This is a genomic window from Paenibacillus oryzae, assembly GCF_001675045.1.
GTDB lineage: Bacteria > Bacillota > Bacilli > Paenibacillales > Paenibacillaceae > Pristimantibacillus > Pristimantibacillus oryzae.
Window position 1 is genome coordinate 1 of sequence record NZ_LYPA01000019.1, and the last position, 21,973, is coordinate 21,973.

The 21,973-nt window shown below is 51.8% G+C and carries 19 protein-coding genes; 9 read left to right on the forward strand and 10 right to left on the reverse strand.

What is annotated here, in order from left to right:
- Positions 1 to 111: 111 nt before the first annotated feature.
- Both A7K91_RS00370 and A7K91_RS00375 read right to left on the reverse strand, forming a co-directional pair.
- Positions 112 to 474: an immunity protein Imm33 domain-containing protein gene (locus A7K91_RS00370; protein ID WP_425415632.1), complete on the reverse strand. Its 363-nt coding sequence runs from the start codon at positions 472 to 474 to the stop codon at positions 112 to 114.
- A 36-nt stretch (positions 475 to 510) separates the two neighbouring features.
- A complete protein-coding gene (locus A7K91_RS00375; RefSeq protein WP_068678540.1) occupies positions 511 to 1,056 on the reverse strand; it encodes a hypothetical protein in 546 nt (181 codons plus the stop codon).
- A 195-nt stretch (positions 1,057 to 1,251) separates the two neighbouring features.
- On the opposite strand from A7K91_RS00375, the gene A7K91_RS00380 reads away from it, so the two are divergent.
- Entirely contained in the window at positions 1,252 to 2,463 is a 1,212-nt protein-coding gene (locus A7K91_RS00380) for an oxalate decarboxylase family bicupin (RefSeq protein WP_068678542.1), read from the forward strand.
- Between the two features lie 188 nt (positions 2,464 to 2,651).
- Here A7K91_RS00380 and A7K91_RS00385 read toward each other — a convergent pair whose 3' ends face one another.
- On the reverse strand, positions 2,652 to 4,868 hold the full coding sequence (locus A7K91_RS00385) for an MMPL family transporter (RefSeq protein WP_068678544.1): 2,217 nt from the start codon (positions 4,866 to 4,868) through the stop codon (positions 2,652 to 2,654).
- Positions 4,869 to 5,039: 171 nt separating this feature from the next.
- Here A7K91_RS00385 and A7K91_RS00390 point away from each other — a divergent pair, with 171 nt between their 5' ends.
- Both A7K91_RS00390 and A7K91_RS00395 read left to right on the forward strand, forming a co-directional pair.
- Positions 5,040 to 5,654, forward strand: a complete 615-nt coding sequence (locus tag A7K91_RS00390; protein WP_068678546.1) for a TetR/AcrR family transcriptional regulator — start codon at positions 5,040 to 5,042, stop codon at positions 5,652 to 5,654.
- 55 nt (positions 5,655 to 5,709) lie between these two features.
- Positions 5,710 to 6,003, forward strand: coding sequence for a DUF3817 domain-containing protein (locus tag A7K91_RS00395; protein WP_068678547.1), 294 nt, complete (start codon positions 5,710 to 5,712; stop codon positions 6,001 to 6,003).
- A gap of 121 nt (positions 6,004 to 6,124) precedes the next feature.
- Here A7K91_RS00395 and A7K91_RS00400 read toward each other — a convergent pair whose 3' ends face one another.
- Positions 6,125 to 6,913: an undecaprenyl-diphosphate phosphatase gene (locus A7K91_RS00400; RefSeq protein WP_068678549.1), complete on the reverse strand. Its 789-nt coding sequence runs from the start codon at positions 6,911 to 6,913 to the stop codon at positions 6,125 to 6,127.
- A 77-nt stretch (positions 6,914 to 6,990) separates the two neighbouring features.
- A complete protein-coding gene (locus tag A7K91_RS00405; RefSeq protein ID WP_068678551.1) occupies positions 6,991 to 8,085 on the reverse strand; it encodes a hemolysin family protein in 1,095 nt (364 codons plus the stop codon).
- A gap of 308 nt (positions 8,086 to 8,393) precedes the next feature.
- On the opposite strand from A7K91_RS00405, the gene A7K91_RS00410 reads away from it, so the two are divergent.
- The 3 genes from A7K91_RS00410 to A7K91_RS26795 are packed head-to-tail and all read left to right on the forward strand — an operon-like array spanning position 8,394 to position 10,175.
- A complete protein-coding gene (locus A7K91_RS00410) occupies positions 8,394 to 8,951 on the forward strand; it encodes a sigma-70 family RNA polymerase sigma factor (RefSeq protein WP_245697118.1) in 558 nt (185 codons plus the stop codon).
- Positions 8,938 to 9,564 (forward strand): DUF4367 domain-containing protein, encoded by a 627-nt coding sequence (locus tag A7K91_RS00415; protein WP_082967149.1) that lies wholly within the window; start codon positions 8,938 to 8,940, stop codon positions 9,562 to 9,564. The genes A7K91_RS00410 and A7K91_RS00415 overlap by 14 nt, the downstream gene beginning before the upstream one ends.
- Before the next feature lie 23 nt (positions 9,565 to 9,587).
- Positions 9,588 to 10,175 (forward strand): DUF3221 domain-containing protein, encoded by a 588-nt coding sequence (locus tag A7K91_RS26795; protein ID WP_068678555.1) that lies wholly within the window; start codon positions 9,588 to 9,590, stop codon positions 10,173 to 10,175.
- 453 nt (positions 10,176 to 10,628) lie between these two features.
- Here A7K91_RS26795 and A7K91_RS00425 read toward each other — a convergent pair whose 3' ends face one another.
- The 5 genes from A7K91_RS00425 to A7K91_RS00445 all read right to left on the reverse strand — a co-directional run bounded on the left by A7K91_RS00425 (position 10,629) and on the right by A7K91_RS00445 (position 17,910).
- On the reverse strand, positions 10,629 to 11,810 hold the full coding sequence (locus tag A7K91_RS00425) for a DUF3900 domain-containing protein (RefSeq protein WP_156739210.1): 1,182 nt from the start codon (positions 11,808 to 11,810) through the stop codon (positions 10,629 to 10,631).
- A 41-nt stretch (positions 11,811 to 11,851) separates the two neighbouring features.
- Complete coding sequence (locus A7K91_RS00430) at positions 11,852 to 13,963, reverse strand: HelD family protein (RefSeq protein WP_068678557.1); 2,112 nt, start codon at positions 13,961 to 13,963, stop codon at positions 11,852 to 11,854.
- Positions 13,964 to 14,057: 94 nt separating this feature from the next.
- The gene (locus A7K91_RS00435; RefSeq protein WP_245697120.1) at positions 14,058 to 14,357 is read right to left on the reverse strand and encodes a DUF1294 domain-containing protein; all 300 of its coding nucleotides are present in this window, start codon (positions 14,355 to 14,357) and stop codon (positions 14,058 to 14,060) included.
- A 32-nt stretch (positions 14,358 to 14,389) separates the two neighbouring features.
- The gene (hrpB, locus tag A7K91_RS00440; RefSeq protein WP_068678587.1) at positions 14,390 to 17,056 is read right to left on the reverse strand and encodes an ATP-dependent helicase HrpB; all 2,667 of its coding nucleotides are present in this window, start codon (positions 17,054 to 17,056) and stop codon (positions 14,390 to 14,392) included.
- Positions 17,057 to 17,082: 26 nt separating this feature from the next.
- Complete coding sequence (locus A7K91_RS00445) at positions 17,083 to 17,910, reverse strand: phosphodiester glycosidase family protein (protein WP_082967150.1); 828 nt, start codon at positions 17,908 to 17,910, stop codon at positions 17,083 to 17,085.
- 212 nt (positions 17,911 to 18,122) lie between these two features.
- On the opposite strand from A7K91_RS00445, the gene A7K91_RS00450 reads away from it, so the two are divergent.
- From A7K91_RS00450 to A7K91_RS00465, 3 genes are all read left to right on the forward strand, one after another.
- The gene (locus A7K91_RS00450; protein ID WP_169833356.1) at positions 18,123 to 19,874 is read left to right on the forward strand and encodes an AraC family transcriptional regulator; all 1,752 of its coding nucleotides are present in this window, start codon (positions 18,123 to 18,125) and stop codon (positions 19,872 to 19,874) included.
- Positions 19,875 to 20,113: 239 nt separating this feature from the next.
- Entirely contained in the window at positions 20,114 to 21,151 is a 1,038-nt protein-coding gene (locus tag A7K91_RS00460) for an ABC transporter substrate-binding protein (protein ID WP_068678564.1), read from the forward strand.
- A 73-nt stretch (positions 21,152 to 21,224) separates the two neighbouring features.
- Positions 21,225 to 21,833: a nitroreductase family protein gene (locus A7K91_RS00465; RefSeq protein WP_068678566.1), complete on the forward strand. Its 609-nt coding sequence runs from the start codon at positions 21,225 to 21,227 to the stop codon at positions 21,831 to 21,833.
- Positions 21,834 to 21,973: the final 140 nt, after the last annotated feature.

Here is a 21,973-nt window from a genome sequence, read left to right on the forward strand (position 1 = left end):
ACGTTCTCCCGGCTACCGCCATCATAGAATGACCATAAAAAAAGACCAACCAGTAATATCTGGCTGGCCTAATAATACGAAAGGGGCTGTCTGAAAGTCCCTTACAATACATCAGCGCTTCAGCAGCCCTTCGTCAAACCAAACATCCTCGTAGTCCTCGGCAATAACAAACCGCCAGCCGGGCGGAAGCCCCAAATATTTGCTGATTTTGGGGTCCCATTCATCAAGATGGGCTACATGGAGCGGCACAAAAAAGTCATCAGCGTCCGAATATTCATCTCCCCATATGTACCATCCCGTTGTGTCGCCCTCCGGCATCAGGCGCAAGCCGTGAATGGGCTCAACTCCCTCCTTGACATTCCAGGAAATACCCACCTTAAGATGAAGCTCGCTTTCCATATAGTCCGCTTTATATTTTCGGCACATTGTTTTTTGCTCCGCGATGTGAGACTCCATGTTAAATGCTTCGCCCATTCCTCTATCTCCTCTCAATTCTATTGCGGGGTTATATTAATCAATTGTGTATATGTCCCAGTTGCCTTGATCGCTCTGCCGAATCGCATACATCATTTTCACTGTATCAATCCTGCCGGTATTAGTGTCCAGGCATTCTCCAATGACTGTAATATGAACCTGGTTTTTGGGGTTGGTATAGGACTCAACACTTTCGATGCCCGTGAACTTATATTGAAGATTTTCACCATAATAAAAGGCTAATGTATCGGCTAATTTTTCATCAACAAACCCGGATTGAAACGCAGCATGATTATGCTCAACGAGTGCGGTTAGATTTTTTTCAAGTACATCCAGCAGTGGACGTTCGTTTTCTGTAAGTTGATTCTCCACAGACTTGATGTCAATTGCCAGTTCAGCTTTAAAAACCGTTTCCTCCGGCTGCTCCGTTTCAGGTGCTTGCACACTGTTTTTTTCCTTGGTGATTTGTTGTGCTGATAAATTGGTTACTTTGTTTGGTGTATTTGTAGCTGCCTCATTGCTGCAGGCTGCTAACAAAATCATGGATAACAATAAAGCGGATATTGTAAAAGATTTTGGCATGATATACCACCTTTATAAAATGATACACAATAAGACGTTAGCAGACATGAAAAGGTTACATTGCGAGCTAATGTTATGTATGTTCAGATCATCCATGACCAGCAAGAGTTGTTCAGCTTCTTCAGGCATACTCATCGCCCGGCGTGCATAGGTATACCCAGTTGAGTTCATTTTTGCGCAGAAGAGGTGACCGATATGGACAATTCCGAAGGCATTCCAGGGCGAACACCCTATATTCCTCAGCCTATCCGGCCAGACGGAGCGGGCGGCGTTGACCGCGGGCCAAGGGACATCATGCGGGATTTGCAAAATCCGGATATGCTTGTTCCCCCCGTTACAGATGCGGGACTTGTCCCAAACCTGCGTTTTTCATTCTCCGACACTAATATGAAGCTTAACCATGGCGGCTGGTCGAGAGAAGTTACAATTCGCGAGCTTCCCGTAGCTACAACGATTGCGGGCGTTAATATGAGCCTTACCCCCGGCGGCGTCCGGGAACTGCACTGGCATCAGCAGGCCGAATGGTCATATATGCTTCTGGGGCATGCCCGCATTACTGCCGTTGATCAAGATGGACGCAACTTTATTGCCGATGTCGGCCCTGGCGACTTATGGTATTTTCCGCCCGGCATTCCCCATTCCATCCAGGGGCTTGAGGACGGCTGCGAGTTTCTGCTTGTATTCGACGACGGTCATTTTTCCGACTTAAACACCTTGTCCATTTCGGATTGGTTTGCCCATACGCCAAAGGATGTTCTTTCGGCCAATTTTGGCGTTCCAGCCGAAGCGTTTTCCTCTATTCCTGCACAGCAGGTGTATATTTATCAGGACCGTGTACCCGGTCCGCTGTCTTCACAGCAGGTTCAGTCTCCTTACGGAACTATTCCGCTGACGTTCAAGCATTCCCTGCTTGCGCAAGAGCCTATCCGAACACCCGGAGGAAGCGTTCGCATCGTCGATTCCTCCAACTTCCCTATATCCACCCAAATCGCGGCGGCGCTGGTTGAAATACAGCCTGGGGCCATGCGCGAGCTTCATTGGCATCCCAACAACGACGAATGGCAATATTATCTCTCCGGTCAAGGACGCATGACCGCGTTTGCGGGCAACGGCGCCGCAAGAACCTTCGATGTGCGCGCGGGCGACGTTGGTTACGTGCCGTTTGCATACGGCCACTATATTCAGAACACAGGCACAGAAACGATCTGGTTTCTGGAAATATTCAAAAGCAGCCGATTTCAGGACGTATCGCTTAATCAATGGATGGCGCTTACGCCTCGAGAGCTGGTTGCCAGCAATCTGAATATTGGTCCTGAAGTGCTTGATGTCCTCAGAAAAGAAAAATGGCCCGTTGTCAAATATCCGGGGTTTTCCTATTACCCCAGACCTCGTTTAACCGGGCTTTGATACAGGCAAAACAAACAGCCGCCGCAATGACTCCCTTAAGCTTAAGGGATGATCGCGGCGGCTGTTTTATCGGCTAAGCCAAGGCTTTTTTTCTGGCTCAAGCAAAGCTAAGCTGTTTTGATCGAAATGCCAAGCCCTTCTACTCGTGGCTCTAGCAAATCTAATTGGCTTTTCTGTGCCATACGGAACTACTCAGCAGAAGCCGCTTTATGCTGCTCTGTGGTTTTATGGCGGCCCGGCCAAAAAGCGGCTTTGCCAACAATGGCCGTAATAGCTGGCACCAGAAACGGCCTGACGATAAAGGTATCCATTAAAACGCCAATCGCCGTAATGAGGCCAAATTGGACAAGCACCTGTATCGGCATCGTTGCAAGTACCGCAAAGGTAGCGGCCAGAATAAGTCCGGCAGAGGTGATTACCCCTCCGGTTTCTGCTACGCCTTCCTTGATCGCTTGCTTCAGCGGCATAACCTTTGCCTTTTGCCATATGCTGGAGATCATAAAGATGTTGTAATCCTCGCCAAGCGCGATCAGGAACACAAAGGAATAAAGCGGAATAGATCCTTGGATGGCTTCAACGCCAAAGCCATAATGCAGAATAATCCATCCCAGGCCAAGCGCTGCCGCATAAGACAATAAGACGGTCAAAATAAGATAGGCTGTTGCAGTAATCGACCGCAGATAAGCTAGCAGCAGCACCGCAATCAGGCCGATGACCAGCGGAATAATAACGGCGTTATCGCGATCGGTCACCATTTTGGTATCATATTGCTCAGCAGTCTGGCCGGCTAGCCATACGGAGGAAGCGGCATTAGCTACCCCGTCGGCCTCAAGCTTTGCAGCCACGGCTTCCTTCAATTCGGGAATGGCGGACATAGCCTCCAATGAATACGGGTTGATATCCAGCACAACGCTGTAGGACGAATAAGCATTGTCGATTTCACTGACCTGCCGCTCGCCGACATGGTCAACCGCAGCATTCGCCGCCAGCGTCTCGCGAAGATCGCTCTCCGCCCCTCCATCCTTCACAATGACCGTCACTGGCGCCAGTTCCCCTGGCGTATAGGCCTTCGCAATGGTCTCAAAGCCTTGCCGTGACGGCATATCCTTAGGAAAGGACGACAGCAGGTCATAGGTAAACGAAATTTGTGTGGCAAATGCCGCAAGCAAACCTAATACCAGCGTGCAGCTGACAACCACTCTCCATGGCTTGGCGATAACGAGATTGCCGATTCGAGCACCCATTTTTCTTTCGGGATCATGAGGTTTGTATGTTTTTCCTTTTTTCTTTGCAAGCTCGCGTTCTTCCTCCGTTGTTCGCGGAATAAAGGGGAAAAATGAAGCGCGCCCGATAATCGCAAGCAAAGCCGGTACAAGCGTGAGGCTGGCAATCATCATAATAAGAATGGAAAGGCTAAATGGCACCGCAAACCGCTGATAAGCGCCAAACTTAGCTACTAACAAAGCAAGAAGCGATAGTACGACTGTAAAGCCGCTCATGGCTATAGCGCCGGAAGCGCCTTGAAAGGAATGGCGCAGCGCTGTTTTGCGATCGCTGGTTTTCGTAAGCTCCTGACGGAACCGGGTAATAAAAAACAAGCAATAGTCAGTTCCTGCGCCAAACAGCAATACCGTCATAATGGCGATGGCCTGGGAATCTACCGCAATCCAGCCCTCTCTTGCCATCCAGCCTAGCAGCGGGCTTGTTACGGCATAAGCGAATCCGACCCCGATCAATGGAATGACGGCAAGAATCGGGGAACGATATATGAGCAGCAACAGCACTAACACAAGTAATACAGTAGCAAGCAGAAGCACAAAATCCGCATTCAGGAACAAATCCGTTGCATCTACTGCAATACCCGCAGGGCCCGTAATTCTGGCACTTAATTCAGTGCCCGTCTCGACGGCAAAGGGATCATTCCCCGCCGTTGTCCTGATCCGGTCCTGAAGCTTGTGCAAGCTTTCCTTAAGCTCTTCGGTTTCCATGCCCTCCTGGAATGGAACCGGCTGAACCAGCGTGCTTCCATCCTCGGACGCCATGCCCTGAAGAACCGGCGGAGGCAATTGGTGAAGCGGAATTCCCGCTTCCTGTCCCTGAAGCGGAGAATCCGCCAGCTGCCGGGAGGTTTCTATAATGAGACCGTAATCCTGCTCGTTCAAGCCGCCTTCCCTATGCCAGACCAGCAGCGCAGGCAATCCAGTATTAGCTGGAAAATTCTCCTTCAAAAGCGCTGCCGCTTCAACAGAAGGACTGTTGTCTGGCAGATTTGGCGCGTTGTTCCGTTCCTCGTCTCCTACTGCAGGCAATGCGACAGTCAAAATCGCCGCAATAACGATCCATGCCGCAAACGTCGCCCACCGAGCCTTGGGACCGGTAAATAGCCCTCCTATTTTCGTAAACATGTTCCCTTCATCCCTTTCCTCTCTTGTTTCAATGTTGAAACGCAGGTTTTAAACTCGCACTTCTAACACGTTTCGTATACAATATGGTTATAGACAATATAATTATATATACCCAAAGGTTAATTAATCAACAGCGATTTATGAAAAATTTTTGAATTGGAGGACCAGGCCTTGAACAAATCAAACGGCAAACGCAAACCGGGCCGGCCGAAAGCAACGGAATCCCCGCAAACCATGGTGCAAATCCTGCGCACCGCTTCCTTTCTCTTTATGGAGCAAGGCTTTGAGAAGGTCTCGCTTGAAACGGTTGCCAAGGCATGCGGCCTTACAAAAGCCAGTGTTTATTATTATTTCAGCAACAAGTCCATTCTATTTACCGAATGCTTGTTATTTGTTTTAAAAATGGCGCATGACAGCACTGCTGCGATCATTAACGGACCAGGAACGCTCCGCGAACGCATGCAGACAGTTGCATCGAGACATATGAAAAATACGCATGTCGATTTTGAAACCATGATGCGCGAGGCATCGCTCGGCTTGTCGGAGGAGCAAATTGCGGCGATCCGCGAAGGAGAAGGCATGCTGCACGTGGTGCTTCAGCATGCTTTCGAAAAAGCAATTAACGACGGCGAAATAATACAATGCGATCCTGTACTTCTCTCTCATCTGTTCACCTCCATGCTGACTGTGAGAAATCGCAAGGAAATTGTGAACGATTTGCAAACAGTGGAACAATCTGCCTCAGATATCGTAGAACTGTTGTGGAGCGGACTGGCACCCCGCTAAAGAGTCCGCTTCGGCGACTCTAGCATCCAGATTGTTGCCCGAGGGAGGTCCTGTTATGTTTAAAACAACGATTGGCCGGCTCCGCTTGATGGGAATCATTGAAGGCATCTCTTTTCTTGCGCTGCTTTTTATTGCCATGCCGATGAAATATTGGGGAGATATGCCGGAAGGCGTCACGATTGTTGGAGCCGTCCACGGCCTGCTGTTTGCCCTCTATTATTTGGCCATTATCCACGTATGGGTTGAAAAAAGCTGGCCTCTGCGCAAGGTTGCACTGGCCGCCATAGCGGCAATCCTGCCGTTTGGTCCATTTGTTCTGGATCATAAAGTATTAAAGCACGAAGCTTAGACCGCAAAAACCTAAGCAGTACGAAAGCGGCAGTATTTTGAAAGCGTTAGTATTACGAAAAAAGGTATCCCCTGTCCCTGGAGACACGGAGATACCTTTTTCACTAGCACGTTTAAAAAGCTTAGAAGAGAATAATCCAGGCAAACAATGCGGCAAGCCCGAAACGATAGTAGGCAAACCAGCTAAGCCGGATTTTTTTCATCATATTGATGAAGGTAACCACCGCTATCATGCCAACAACAAATGCGGCAATTAGCCCAATGGCGAACAAGGGCAGGTCGTTCAGCGTCAGAAATTCCCGGCTTCCCACAAGATCAACGGCGCTTGCTCCCATCATAATGGGAACCGACACGATAAAAGTAAACTCCGCCGACGCCTTCTGGCTTGTACCCGTCAGCATGCCGCCGGATATTGTGGAGCCCGATCTGGAAAAGCCCGGCCATAGGGACAAAATCTGAAAGCAGCCGATCAGAAAAGCCTGCTTGTACGTAATGTCGTCCAGTCCCTCCGCTTTCACCGGAACCTTGGCCTTGTCGGCGATTATCATCAGCACACCGCCTATGACCAGACCAACAAGCACAGTTTTCGGACCAAACAGATACTCCTTGATTACGCCATGAAGCAATACGCCGAGCAAACCGGCCGGCAGCATAGCCAGCGCAATATGCAGCGCGTTCAGGCCGCTACCCTTGCGGAAATTAAAATTGAGCAGCTTCAAAAAGCGATTCCGGTACAGCACCAGCACGGCCAGCACCGCGCCTAACTGAATGACGACTTCAAACGTTTTGGCGCGATCGCCGGTAAAATTGAGCAATTCCGCCGTCAGAATGAGATGACCGGTTGACGACACCGGCAAAAATTCCGTTAACCCTTCCACAATCCCCATAATAATTGCATGGATCAAATCCATCACGATTAATGCGCTCCCCTCGTCAATCGGCGGCTTTTTAGCTTAAAGCCCTTACCTTCAAGCCTTTCCTTATATCCTTATGCATGTCCATACTGGCTCATTTCATTTTCTTCTCTTTGTTCCGCAAAATCAATCTCATCCTGATCTCCTTCATTGTCAAATTCATCGCGGATTTCGCCGAAAACCTCCTCTACAATATCCTCGATAGTCAGCAGTCCCGACGTGCCGCCGAATTCATCCAGGAGCACGGCCATATGCATCCGCTCCCGCTGCATTTTGCGCAGCAAGCGGTTGACCGGCAAGATGTCGGGCACGGCCAAAACGGGTTGAAGCAGGTTCGCCAAATCGGGCACGCCATCTTCCCCGCAGCGCAGGAACAAATGCTTCGTATTGAGCAAGCCGACCACATGATCCTTGTCCCCGTCGGTGACCGGATACCTTGTATATTGCTCCTCCTGCATAATCGCCAGATTTTTAGTATAGCTGTTGTTCAGATCCAGACAAATCATCCTGCGGCGGGGCACCATTACATCGCGAGCCAGCTTGTCATCGAACTGAAACACATTATTGACGTAAAGCAGCTCATTTTCGTTAATTAGGCCGCTTTCGTGGCTCTCTGTTAAAATATGGCGAATCTCCTCCTCCGAATGCGCCTCTTGCTCGGAAGCCGGACGGAAGCCCAATAGCCGGACGAGACCGTTTGCAGACCCGTTCAGCAGCCAGATAAAAGGATACATCGCCTTATAAAAGGCAATAAGGTACGGAGCCGTAAACGAGCTGATCTGCTCCGCCTTATGCAGGGCAACCGTTTTGGGAGCAAGCTCACCCAATACAACGTGCAAATAAGTAACAATAACAAATGCGGCGGCAAACGAAATAACCGTTCCTGTTCTGCCCTCCACCCCGAGGCTTAACAACAGCGGCCTGAGCACATGCTCAATCGTAGGTTCGCCAAGCCAGCCCAGGCCAAGCGAGGTAATGGTAATGCCAAGCTGACAGGCGGACAAATAGGCATCAAGCTGCCCTGTCACCTGCTGCACAGCCTTGGCGTTGCGCGCTCCTTCATCCGCCAGCTGCTGCACGCGGCTTGCCCGGATACGGATAATAGCAAATTCGGATGCCACAAAAAATGAGGTCAGCGCCAGCAGCGCCGCAAACAGCACTAAGTTCATTTAAAGACACGCCCCTTGCTAAAAAATAGGGGAACGAAGCAGCGCTTCCTAAAGTGTTGGAAGCCCCACCCATTCCGCCTATTCAGCGTTGCCTAATTTGGTCTGTTGCATACCTCTTCTCCCTTTCAGCTTCAGATGCAAGCCATATTGCCTTCGCACGTTTAAGAGCTGTGGCTGGCGAAAAGCAGCGGTATATGAAATAATACCGCTCAAGAAGCCGGTTTTCAACATAAGCCAAATTTATTGTCAAGAAACGGGAGCGATTGCAGGAGCTGATTCGTCTAATTGTTAAGGGGGTGGTCAAAAGCGTGTTTTTTACTTTGGCGCCAAGTGAAAACCATGATCTTGAAAATAGAAATACTGAAGCCGTCCGCCTCATGGATCTGTACGGAAACGATGTTTTAAGGACAGCATACATGTATTTGCGCGATAAGCAACGCGCGGAGGATGTGTTTCAGGAAGTGTTTCTCAAGGTTCATCGGAAGTATGACCGGTTTCGCGGTAAGGGCAGCGAGAAGACATGGATACTCAGTATAACGATTAACACGTGCAAGGATATGCTTCGCAGCGTCTGGTTGAGACGAGTCATCCCGTTTCTCCCGAATGAACACGAAGTAGCCGCAAAGGATGAAGACTTTACGGAACGAATAATCGCTTCACATCAGAGCAAGGAGCTATTGCAATCCGTGCTGAAGCTGAAGACGCCATTCAAGGATGTTATCCTCCTCTACTACTATCATGAACTAAGCACGCAGGAAATCGGGAAAATCCTTCACATATCGGAAGGAACAGTGCGAAGCCGCCTGCATCGCGGCAGATTAATGCTTAAGAAGATGCTCGAAGGGAGGCCGGATGATGAGGACTGATCCGCTTTCTGAACTTTCTGAATTTAGAAAGCACATTAACGAGGCGCTTCAGGAAATAACAGTGACCGAACGTCTTCGCTCTCAGACCACTCGTCGTATATTTAACCGTCATGCATTGCCCAGCTTGAGTTCGATCATCGGGCGCCTGCTGCTTCTTGGCGTTACTGCGCTGCTGTTCTTTACGATTGGCTTGCTTGCACCGCTAAATATGGAGCGTCCAAACGGATCTGAACCAAATCCCGGAAATGAATGGACGGAAATCGGCACTCCTGAAATAAATATCGGGTTGGATTCTATTGCCCCACTGGTCGACTTGCCTGCTTATGTACCAGATGGCTACCAATTGAAGCAGCTTATTGTAGCCCCTCAGGAGGAGCGCAGCGAATTGATTTATACAGCGGAAGATTCTGCCTTTACGTTAAGCCTGGAAGCCAAACCGCTGCTTGACGATATGGCAGATTTCAGGAAGGTTGATATACCGCATATAGAGGCATGGATTCGGCAGTCAGCTCCAAATGAGCTGGAGCTTCGATGGAGCAAGAAGAATAAACATTATCGTTTAACAGGTACTATCACTGAAGAAGAAGCGATTAAAGTAGCGGAATCGTTATAAAAAAATGAAGGAGCTGAATTATAATGTCAAAAAAGAATGTGATGAAAATTGTAACCGTTGCAGCTTTGCTAGTGGTGATGCTGTCAGGTACTGCACTGGCAAGCAAGGGTATTGGCGGAGGAGCGGCGCCCACGAAGAAGCCTGCCGCCCCTGTTGCCAGTACTAATCCTGGTGCGGTAGATACAAACGGACAAGGTTTTGTCTCCGGGAAAGGAGACAATGACACCTCAGACGCAGATATCCACGGCGTCATTACCCAAGTAATGAAAGGGACACGTTCCGATAATGCGGCCAAAGAAAAACCGGACCCCAACACTACGGTCCAGTCAGACAATGACGCGAGCCCATCTTCGCAAGAAGGAGATGACATTGTGATGATTCTGGTCGAAGCCGCTGATGGAGAAAGCTCCTCCACTGTGTCAACCTTCGATAAGGCGCTGACAAGAATAACGAATGAAACCAAAATAGTTAAAATGAAAAATGGTGTGCAAGAGTCTGCTTCAACTGCGGATTTAAAGGTGGGCGTTAAGGTTGAGGTTGTATTTACAGGCCCGATTGCCGAATCCTATCCGGTTCAGGTCGATGCAGGCACAATTATTATTACGGAATAAACTGCCTGTCCCCCTCAAATTCTAAAATTCTAAAATTCAGGCAGCAGCAGGCAGCTTCATTCTTGCGGACAAAAATGACCTTTAAAAGCTGCTTTTGACGGAAAGTCAATGTGTAATGGACATTAATGTCCGTCCCCACCCTAAATCCAGCCCGTGTGCCCCACTTTGGAGCGCTAAAGGACACGGATGACCGTTTCTCAATGAAAATCCAGCAATTTCGGGCTGTAACGGTCATGAATGACCAGCAAAAGCCTTTGAAGCGTCAAACATAGCGTTGGCTCATTATGGGATGCCTTGGGACGAGGAAGAGTTGACTTCGTAATTATGGTGATATTTCAGCAAGTAAATAAAAAGTAGCTGGGCGAATTAGCATTCCCCCAGCTACAACCTTACAAGCGCGGATCGATTTCACACTTCAAAACCTTCGTCGCCCCGCGCCTCCCATCTTTCATTTTACCAAGGCACGTCGTCGGGACCGCTTCCTGTGGTTCCGTCGGAGCTTGGGCTGCTTCCACAAGTATCGCTGCTGGAGCTGTCGCCGTTGCCGGACGCCTCGTAAACCTCCTCCGGCTGTTCAGCCCCAATGACCGGCAGCAGATCCTCCAGCTCGCCGGGGTTCAGCAGCTCAACGGGCGACATTCCTTTTTCGAACAGGAACGCATCTCCTTCAATCACCGCTACATATTTGCCGTTATGCCTCGCAAAATGGATAGCCCCGCCAAAGTCGGACAGCAGTCCCTTCACTGTAACGCCGCCCAGCTTAAAAGCAAACGGCAAATCCGGCTTTTGCTCCACAAGCGCCGCTGCGGCGGTTTCCACCTGCTCCTGCGACCACCATTCCTGTAGCTCGCGCTTTTCGCTGGCGGCCCATAGCTCCACCGCGTTTTCCTCCTGGCTGCGCTCAGTGCCCTCTTCCTCCTGCCATTTGTCCGCGATGAATTGGTGCACCATTTCCACCACTTGCTCGCCAATAACCTCGGGCAGCGGCTTTTCGTAGGAGACATATTTCAGGAAATCCTCGAAATACCGGGCATGGGAGGCCTGATGGATTTTAAGCTCCCAAGGCTCCAGCATGCCTTCCTCCGGCATATGCGGGTATTGAATCGACTTGATGCTGCGGGCGCTGATGGCCATTTCCACATGGGAAATGAGATTTTTTTCATCGGCAATCCGGGCGATTTTGGGCTCAAAGTCGCATTTGAGCAGCAGCAGGAACGGCTCGTTAAAATAGGTATGCAGCTGAGCGCGCGCGATAATAAACGCGCCTCCCCTAACCGCGCTAGTATCCATATAAATCCGCACCAGCTCGTCGGCGATGCCGATGTAGCGCTCCTGCGTGTCCGCTTCCCTCAGCCGCTGGAACAGGTTATAGTTGCCGTTGCTGCCAAGCTCATAGCCGGGCTCTACCATAAATCTGCCGATTTTGGTCGGAGCGTTCGGCGTATTGGGATTGCGTTCGGCCTTCCGCTTAATAATCCGGACAAACTCCTCGTCCAGAAACCTCTTCAGCTCGCTATCCTCGTAATCGTCGGCGTCCATCGTCTGATAATGCTTGAAGCGTCTGCCTGAGGCGCTGCTATCCTCGCCATCGTTCATAATGACAAAAAAAGATAGGTATTGCATTCGCAAATCCAAGGCGCATGTCCCCCATCTAAATAATTTCAGTCCTCTATCAACTATTCTCCATCCTCTTTCAAAAGCGGCGTCCGCTCGCCGCGATACAGCAGCTTAAGCTTGTGCAGCGCACGCGTACAAGCGACATAAAGCAGCTTCGCATCCATTTTGCTGTACTTTTCGGCTCCGGCATCGGCAATAAGCACCGCGTCAAATTCCAGCCCCTTGGACAAATAGGCCGGAACCACCGTCAACCCTCCGCCATAAGTCGGCTGCTTGGATTGAACCAGCGAAACCTCCATCTCTCGCTCAATCAAATAATCGTAGATGGTCCCGCATTCCGCCGCCGTGCGTCCGATTACGGAAATGGTGTCCAGGCCGCCTGCGCTCTGCCATTCCACTAGCGTTGCATGAATAGCAGCCAGCCAGTCCTCTTCATCCGTTTGCTCCACAACAACCGGATCGCCGCTGCGGAAAACCGGAACTGCCGGTTTAACCCCGCCTGTCATGCCGCTTAGAATGATGTTGGCAAATTCAATAATTTCCATCGTGGAGCGATAACTGCGGTTCAGTTCAAAAAAGCCTGTGACGCTTTCGTCGAACAACTCCTGCAGCTCCTGCCAGCGACTAATACCGGCATAGCTGTGAATGCCCTGCTGCAAATCGCCCAGCACCGTCATGGACACATTTCGCTGGCATAGCTTCAAGGCTTGCAGCTGAAGCGGCGAATAATCCTGAGCTTCGTCGATGACGATATGATCAAATGCTTTTTTAAGGCCAAAAAGCTTCAGGTGAAGATAAGCCAGCGCAGCCAAATCCTCCGAGGCGGCTTCGCCGCGCGCCAAGGTTGCCGATGTAGCTTTTGCCACCTTTGCGGGAATTTCGGCTGACGCTTTTTTGCCCTTGAACAATGAAGCATACAGCTGTGGCGCCGTGTAGGACGGAATCCGCTTGACGAAGGTATTTAATTTGGCCAAAGCCGCTGAACGCTTTTTCTTGTCAACGACTCCGCGCGCCTTAAGCTCCGACTCCAGCCAACGCCTGATCCGGCTCACCAGACGGTCCCGTTTCTCCATTAGCGATTCCTCGCCATAATCGGTCAGAAACCATTCCTGCATTTGCTCCGGCTTCAGCTCCCAGCCCTCCAGCGGAACAAAGGATACCTCGGGAATAATTCCGCTTTTAAACGTTTCCAGCGCATTATCCAAAATTGCCTTGAAGGCAAGACTGCCTTTGAACACGCCCGAAGCCTCCTCCAGCTCCTCCGTTGTCCGCTTTTCCTCAAACCAGTGAGCAAGCGTCTCCGATGGATCGCTAGGCTTAAGCTCATGCTCAAGCAGCTCAATCGTCCAGTCGGTGAACGTGGTCTGGCTGATGTCGCCTACGCCCAGCTCCGGCAGCACGCCGGAAATGTAATCGAGGAACATCCGGCTTGGCGCAAATATAATCATGCGCTCCGCCGTTATACTGCCTTCATATTGATAGAGCAGAAAAGCAAGGCGATGAAGAGCTACTGTCGTTTTTCCGCTGCCTGCAACGCCTTGAATAAAAAGCGCTTTGTTCCGTTCCGCGCGGATAATAGAGTCCTGCTCCCCTTGAATCGTCGATACGATATCTCTTAATTTATTGTCCTTGTTTTCGCCAAGCCGATAGAGCAGGAACTCGTCGGATACGCCGCTTTCCTCCTGCCCGCGCACATAGCTGTCCACCAGACGGATCAATTCCTTGTTCCGAACCATCAGGTTGCGCTTCAAATGAACATAACCGCTTATTTCGCCATCAGGCGATTGGTAAGCGGCCTCCGCCTCGCCGCCCGTAAAGGAATAAAAAAGACTCGCAGCCGGAGCCCGCCAGTCGACAACCAGCAGCTCGCCGCCGGCGCCGTCCTTCGCCACCCCGGCTTTCCCGATATAAAGCTGCTTAGGCTCTTCTTCCGCATTTCTGCTAGGGTTGCCGTCTACTGCGGTTTCCTGAAAATCGAGACGGCCAAAATACGGCTCCCGAACCGCAATCTCTAGTCTGCGCTTCCGTTCTTCGCGCTGAAGGTCCAGCATTTGCTCTGTAAAGTCGTGTCCTGTATACCGAGTCCCGAATTCGCCAAGCTGCTTCGTAATATTATCCAGCGTCATCTCAAGCCGCTGCTTCTCCAGCAGCAGCGTTTTGTCTTCTTCCATTGGCCATACTCTCCCTTCCGAATTCCAGTTGACGACCGCAACGGGAAAGGGCTGAATTCTGCACGGAATTCAGCTCCTCTGTCCAATCGGTCATTTAACCCGCCGCATTTTTGGCAAGCAGCCAGCCTAATACAATTAGCGCAATCAGATGAATGGCAAGCAAATAAGGAATGCCTACCGAAAACGCGCGATGCTGCGTCTTATGGCGCCACCATTTCATACCGGCCCATACGCCAGCCGCGCCTCCGATAAACGCAGCCGTAAAAAAATGCTTTTCCGGCACGCGCCTTCTGCTCTCGCGCCTTGCAGCGCGCCGCTTGTCAACGCCCATCAGCATAAAGGTGTAGGCATTCAGAATAAACAAATAACCGCCAAGCACATACATAAGCAGCATAGCTTAATCGCCTCCTCTCCCTGAATCCGGCCTCAGCTCTTTTGCCCCGGCGTTGTCCGAGGTTTGGCCCGATTGGTCGGGGTCGCCTCGTAGGGATTATCCGGCCAATAATGCTTGGGATAGCGCCCTTTCAGATCCTTTTTCACCTCAAAATAGCCATTGCTCCAAAAGCTCGCCAAGTCCTGCGTAACCTGAACCGGCCGGTGTGCCGGAGAAAGAAGGTGCAGCGTCAGCGGCAGTCTGCCTCCCGCCAGCCTTGGCGTCTCTGCAAGACCAAACAGCTCCTGCAGGCGTACCGCCGCAAAAGGCTTGGCGGGATCGCTATAATCAATCGGGATTTTCGAGCCGCTGGGCACGCTCCAATGAAGCGGCGCTTCCGCATCAAGCTCGGAGCGCTGCTTCCACGTAAGCAAACCTTCCAGCAGGCTTGTCATATTCATTTTTTCCAGCTCGGCATACGTTCGGATGCCCCCAAGATGAGGCTTCAGCCAGTCCTGCATGGATGCCAGCAGGGCATCTTCAGAAAAATCGGGCCAATCGCGTGCGCCGGCGGCCTGCATGGCCCGCATCCGATTCAGGAGGCTTTGCGCGGATTTATGGAAGGGAATAAAGGAAAAGCCCTTTTCGCGGATAACGGTCAGCCACATTTCAGCCACGCCCTCGGGGTCTAAGCCGCTTTTTAACGGCGTTTCCTTCAAGATGAGCGTACCGAGCTTCACCCTGCGGCGGCCGCGAATAGCGCGAGCCTCCTCCTCCCATTCCAGGCTCTCCTCCTCCTTGATAAAGGAGGCCAGCTCCTGCTGCAATTCCTCCTTGTCCAGCCTGTCAGCCAGCAAAATCCGGCCTTCGGCCCCGGCGTCGTCCAGCTCGCATACAACAAGGTAAGGCGCTTGCGATAACTGCTGGTCAGCGGTTAAAGCGGCAGCGCCGCGGCCGGCCGCAAGCAAATATCTGCCGTCGCTTCTGCGCTGGGCAATGCGATCCGGATAGGCATGGGCAAGCAAGCCGCCTGTCGTGAGCGCCCCTGCGCCGCCAGAGCGCTGGGAAGCGGAAATGTTCTCCTTGCTACGGGGCCCCGCGTGTTCTTCGGCATATTCATCCGCTGCAGCCAGGCGGCTATTGCTTAGCAGATTGCTTTGTAAATTGCTTTGTTGATTACTTAGCAGATTGCTTTGTTGATTGCCCATTTGTTTGCTTTGTAAATTGCTCTGTATTGCGCCATCTTTTTCCAACATCCTCTGCCAGCGCTCTGCCTGAGCCAGCAGCCTTTTCAAGGAAGGCTCGCGCTCCCCGCTTTCCAGCCTGCTCAGCCGGAGCCCTATATCCGCGCTCCGCTCGTTCGGAAGCAGGTTGCGCTCGCTCAGCAGAGCAGCCAGGCGGCTGGCTAGGCGAAGCTGGCCCGTTTCCTTGCCGCGCAGAAGCATCGCGCCCAGCCTTGGATGAAGGCCCAGCGCTGCGATGGCTTTGCCTGCTTCTGTTGGCCCGCCAGCCGCCTTCAGGCAGCCCAGCGCTTGCAGCAGCTCCGTTGCCGCTCCATAAGCCGGGGCAGGCGGCGGCGTCAGCCAGCTTAGCTCGTTTGGATCATCGACTCCCCAAACCGCCAGCTCAAGCCGAAGCGCCGCAAGGTCGCTTTCGGCTATTTCGGGACTGCCGAAATCAGGCAGCCGGCTATGCTCGGCTTCGCTCCAGAGACGGATGCATAAGCCCGGGGCCAGCCTGCCCGCGCGGCCGCGGCGCTGATCGGCCGACGCCTTGGAGAGGGGCACCGTCTCCAGTCTGCTCATGCCTGTGCGCGGCGAAAAGCGGGATACCCGCATCAATCCGCTATCCACCACAATGCGGACCCCTTCCACGGTCAGACTGGACTCCGCGATAGAGGTTGCCAATACGATTTTACGCCCCCCCTCCGGGGCAGGCGCAATTGCCGCAGCCTGATCCTCCAGCGACAACGTGCCATGCAGCTCCCTCACCGACGTTCCGGAAGGCAGCCTTTGCTCTGCAAGCTGCCTTGCCGTTCGCCTTATCTCGGCCGTGCCCGGCAGAAAAGCCAATACATCGCCCTCTCGCTCCAGCAAGGCTTCTTTAATGGCAGCCGCCATCCGATCCTCCAGCCTTTGCTTTGCATCAGGCAATGAATAGCGCGTTTCAACGGGAAACGAACGGCCGCGACTAGCGATGACGGGAGCGCCGCCCAGCAATTGGGCAACACGCGCTGCATCCAGCGTTGCCGACATAACGACAAGGCGCAAATCCTCCCGCAAAATGCCCTGGCATTGCAGGGCCAGAGCCAATCCCAGATCGCCGTGCAAATGCCGCTCGTGAAACTCGTCAAATAAAATGGTGCCAACGCCGCTTAAGGCGGGGTCCTCCTGAAGCATTCGCGTCAGGATGCCTTCTGTCACCACTTCAATAACCGTGCGCGGGCTCACCCTGTTATCCAGCCGGACGCGGTAGCCAACCCGCTCCCCAACTTGCTCGCCAAGCTGCTTTGCCATAAAAGCAGCTGCCGAACGGGCAGCGAGCCTGCGCGGCTCCAGCATGATGATTTTCCCCCCGGCAAGCCACGGCTCGTTGAGCATAGCAAGCGGAACACGTGTCGTTTTACCAGCTCCGGGGTCTGCCGTCAGCACTGCGCAATTGCCGTTCTGAAGCGCGGCCAGCAGCCCCGGCAGCACCTCGTCAATCGGAAGAGGTTGTATCACCTTTTTACTCCCACCCTGTTTAGTTAATCATGGACAATCCGCAGCATTTGCACCACGGGGCGATTGTCGCCGCGCAGCGTTGCTTCCCGGGCTAATAGCTGAGAGGAGCCGTCTCCGTCCAGAAAAATGCCGTCAACCAGCTTGCCCCCGCCAATCTGCTCTTTGATCGCAGCACGAAACTGCTCCAATGTGCCTTTTGTTTCGCTAACAACCAGATACAAGCTGCCATTTTGATCGTAGACAACCCCTGAGCGGAGACGCATATCGTCCGGAAACGGCGCTTTTTCGAGCATCGCCGCTTCCCGCCATGCGGAATCGTCATTCAGCGTCATGCTAATGCCGCCTTGCGCCCAGAAGTTTGAAGCGTCGGTTACGGCAAGCTCGGTCCACGGCCCGGCTTTTTGGACAGACAGCAAAGCTGTTGCTCCATCCCAAACTAACGTGCCGCGGCTATACTTGACATTTTCACTTCCGCTGCCGTACGCTCCCGTTTCACCGTTTATTGCTGTGCCATCTTTTATGCTGATGCTAAGCAAATCCTGACCATAAAAAAAACCGCCATTGATGCCGGTAAACGTCCCGTCCGCCACGTTGGCGTTAATGGCAACCGGCTCGATGTTCTGGGGTTTGGTTATCAGCGCGTGCAGCTTCATGCCTTGAGACGACTGGGCTGTCATATAACGATAGCCGTTCTGCAAATCAATTCTTTCATTTCTTGCATCGCGGTCTAGCAAAGAGTTCAGAAGAACATAGAACAAAATCGCGGCAACAGCCGCAATAACCAATAAAGTAACCAATACAACGGTTAGCTGCTTGCGTTTTAACTGCTTGTCTGCCGAAACCTCGCTCATGTTTTTCTCTCCGTTTCCAATGTTATCAGTCTTCTAGTTTAATCTCTTTAGGACGTCGTTGTCCAGCGTCTGCAAAGGCTTTCTCTTTTATCAAGCAGCTTCCTGCAGATAGACGCGCCTGAAGGTTATGCTTTATACTATATTAAGTGATAATGATTATCACTGTTTTGAGCTTTATCGTGCAATGTATAGAAAAGGAGCTTGAGCCGGCCATGACGTCCATTTATTCCGATTCGCCTTCACCGGCGACGTTTTTACTTGTAGATATCACCAAGCTTAATCCATATAGCCTGTCGCCTTGTCATCCATCTCTCCATCATCTGCTCTACATTGTTTCCGGCAATGGCAGCCTTTTGCTAGCCGGGGATCACAAGGGCGACCCCGATAAGCATCAAGCTACCTCGTCAATAGGCGAAACGATTTATTCGCTCTATGCCGGGAGCTGCTATATGCTTGCTCCCGATCTCCGCTGGACTGTGGAGCTTTCCGGGGAGAGTCAGCTTGAGGGCTTTGTGCTGGCCTTCGATGGAATTCGTCTGCACGGATATGAGCAGCCCGCCGGAAAGACTGAGCGCGGTGCGTTCCGCTTCCCTTATTCCGGCCAGGTATGCCATTATGAGCAGCCTTTCATCGGAGAGCAAATTCAGGCATTATATGACAGCCGGGCAGGAAAACCATCGTTTTCTCTTTACGCCTGGCAACGCGACTTTCTTCAGCTTCTTGATCATATCAGAAGGCAAGTGGACGCCAATGAAACGCACCTAAACTCGCCTTCGCTGGAGGAAGAACCGATTGAGCGTACAATCCGTTATATGAAGGAAGCCTATTCAAAAGAGCTGACAAGAGAGCTTCTTGCGGAAATAGCCGGAATGAGCCCTGGCTATTTCTCTGCGGCCTTTCGCAAGAAAACGGGTAAAAGTCCGATGGACATGCTCGCCGAAATTCGCATTCAGCACGCCAAGGAGCTGCTTCTTAGCTGTACATATCCGCTTCGCACAATAGCTCAAACGGTCGGGTTCAGCACCGAGTTTTATTTTAGCAGCCGCTTCAAGCAATTAACGGGTTTTTCCCCAACACAATATGCCAAGCGCGATAGAGTGCGCAAGATGGCCAGCTCACAGCTGATAACCGCGCAATTGGGCCGTTCCGGCAGCCGTCTCGCGTCAGAAAAGTCGGAAGAGCGCATCGTCGGGCTGTTTCTGGAGGATTATCTTACAGCTCTGGGTGTAAAGCCTGTGCTGCAATATTCCAGAGCAGGCTACTATCAGCGCTACCTCTCCCCTTATCTGGAAAATGTCGATATGCTGGATGTAGCCCGGATCGACTTTGGCAAATTGCAGCAGGCTCAGCCTGACCGCATTCTGCTCGGCTTTTCCAATTTTGCATCGGAAGGCAGATACGAGCAGTTTGCAGGCATCGCGCCAACCGTTGTTTTTCAGGATGCGCATGATAATTGGCGGTCCATGCTGACCAGCCTTGGCCAAATCCTCGACCGCGAGCGCGAGGCCAAGGAGGTAATTTCCCGCTATGAAGCCAAAGCCAGGGATGCCCGTACTATTCTCTCCCGAAAAATCGGAGGCGGCACCGTCGCTTTACTGCGACTCCATTTTCGCCACGGCTTATGTCTGTATGGCGGATTTGCGGGCTATGCCAGCCCTGTTCTGTACGAGGACCTGAGCCTGACTATGCCCCCGCTGCTGCGGGAATGGCACAAGAACGGAATACAGCCTGTTACGCCAATAACGCCCGACATACTGGAGCAGCTGGACGCCGATTATTTGTTTCTGGTCGTTGACGACGGACAAGCCGTGCTGCTGGAGGAGCTGCTTGCCAGCAAGCTGTGGAACAGCCTGCGGGCGGTGCGCGGTAACCGCGTCTTTCAAGGCAGCACCGATGTCTGGATGACGTTTGGCATTATTGCGCATGAGCGAAAAATTGAATTTGCCCTGGCTGCCTTGAATTAGGGCGTGTCCGAAAAACCGCTTGCGGTCATCTTGTACCGCCTTTTCGCCCCCTGCTGCGTCAGTTTTGTTTGACTACCTCCCAGTAAGCCTGCACAAAACTTCCTTGCTTGGGACATAAAATCGGCGCAATCTGCCAATTTCATAAAATAAATCTGCTTTTTCACTATGGTTTCTTCAACTGGGGGCATGCTAAACTGTTTTAGCAATGAGAATCTTTATCAAGTAGAGGGGATACCATAATGAAAATTGTACATCCGGGCAAGTCATTCAAGCCATTATTGAAATTAGTTGTGGTTATTACGCTGATTGCTTTATTGACTGCTTGCGGCAGCTCGCAGAACGAAAACAGCAGCACAGCCGTCGAGCCATCAATCGGCAATGAGGAGACTATGCAAGCTGGAGAAGGCGATGCTTCAGGCGATTCGAGCCAGCCCGCTTCCCGCCTCTTCGAGCATGAATATGGAACCACTGAAGCGCCTGCCAATCCGGAGCGAATCATCGCGCTATATATGGAGGATTATTTGGTTGCGTTAGGCCTGAAACCGATAACGCAAACGGTTATCGGCAACTTTTCACTGAAATATCTTCAGCCCTACATCGGCGACCTTCCCAAAATCGATACAAGCGCAATTGATTTTGAGGCCGTCTTGAGTGCCCAGCCTGATCTCGTTATGCTTGCTTTTCCTACTTATGCAAACGAAGGCAAATACGAGCTTTTTGACAAAATAGCGCCTACCTACGTGTTTGCAGCCGATGCGCCGGACAACTGGCGCGATGCTCTGAAAACAGTCGGACAGCTAACCGGAAAAACGGCTGAGGCCGAAAAGGTGCTTTCCGATTACACCGCCAAAACGGAAGCAGCTAAAGCCAGATTAAAAGAAAAGCTAGGCGATGAAACCGTTGCGATGATTCGCATGCGCAGCAACAAGGAGCTGCGTTTGTACGGTGGTCCCGGCGGTTACGCAGGAAACGCGCTGTACACCGATCTGGGTCTAAATCCGCCTCAGATTGTCAAGGACCTTGCTTGGGGCGAGCAGAGCATGGCCGTCATCTCTCAGGAAATCATCCCGCAAATCGATGCCGACCATTTGTTCCTGACCTATGACGAAGGCGGTAAGGAGCTTGCGCAGGAGATCTTGGATAGCGAAATCTGGAAATCGCTCCCGGCCGTGCAGAAGGGTCAGGTGTATGAGGTAAGTCTCGATCATTGGATGACATACGGCCCCATCGCTTACAACATGAAGGTTGACGACGTGCTGCAAGCATTGGCGCCCTAAAACGATATGGCAGCTGCATGGATGTGCCAAGCCCGACGATTACTATACTTTTATCTACAAAAGGAGCCCCATTATGTCATCGCAAAGCTATGAAACCATTACTCGTACAATCCGCGAGAGAAGAACCGTTAACCAGTTCAAACCCGATCCCGTTCCGAGAAGCCTTATGCTTGAGCTGCTGGAATCGGCCGGGTGGGCGCCCTTCCATTCTCTCCGCGAGCCGTGGCGTTACATTCTTTTTGAAGGAGACGGACGCAAGGTGTTTTCCGACGCCGTACTCTCCACCTACACGGAGGAAAAGCGCAAGCAGCTTGGTGAGCGCGTTGCCAACGTTTATTGCCATGAGGTGCCCTTGCATCTGCTTGTGCTGATTGAGGAGGAACCCCGCCCCAAGGAATGGGAGGAAGCGCTTTGCGCAGCCAGCACACTGATTCACAACCTTCAGCTTCTGGCCTGGGAGCAGGGAATCGGGCTGGTATGGAAAACAAATGATTACAACTGGGACCCCCGTTTTCGTGCCGCTGCCGGGGTCAAGCCCGGCCAAAAGGTGGTCGGTACTCTTCATCTGGGATATTTTGACCCGGAGAAGCTGCGCCGCCCCCGCCCGCGAACAGCAGTTGCCGATTTGTTAACCATAATAGACAGCGATAGTGACGGCATCAGAAACAGCAACAGTCAATAAAACATTGGCCACACGCAGCTTGCAAAAAAGCATCGTTCCTTCCAGACGGAAGCACGATGCTTTTTTTTTGCGAACTCCACTTGATAATTTCCGCATTTATGATGTGCGCCTTTGCAATGGCCGTAAGTAGAGCGCCATGT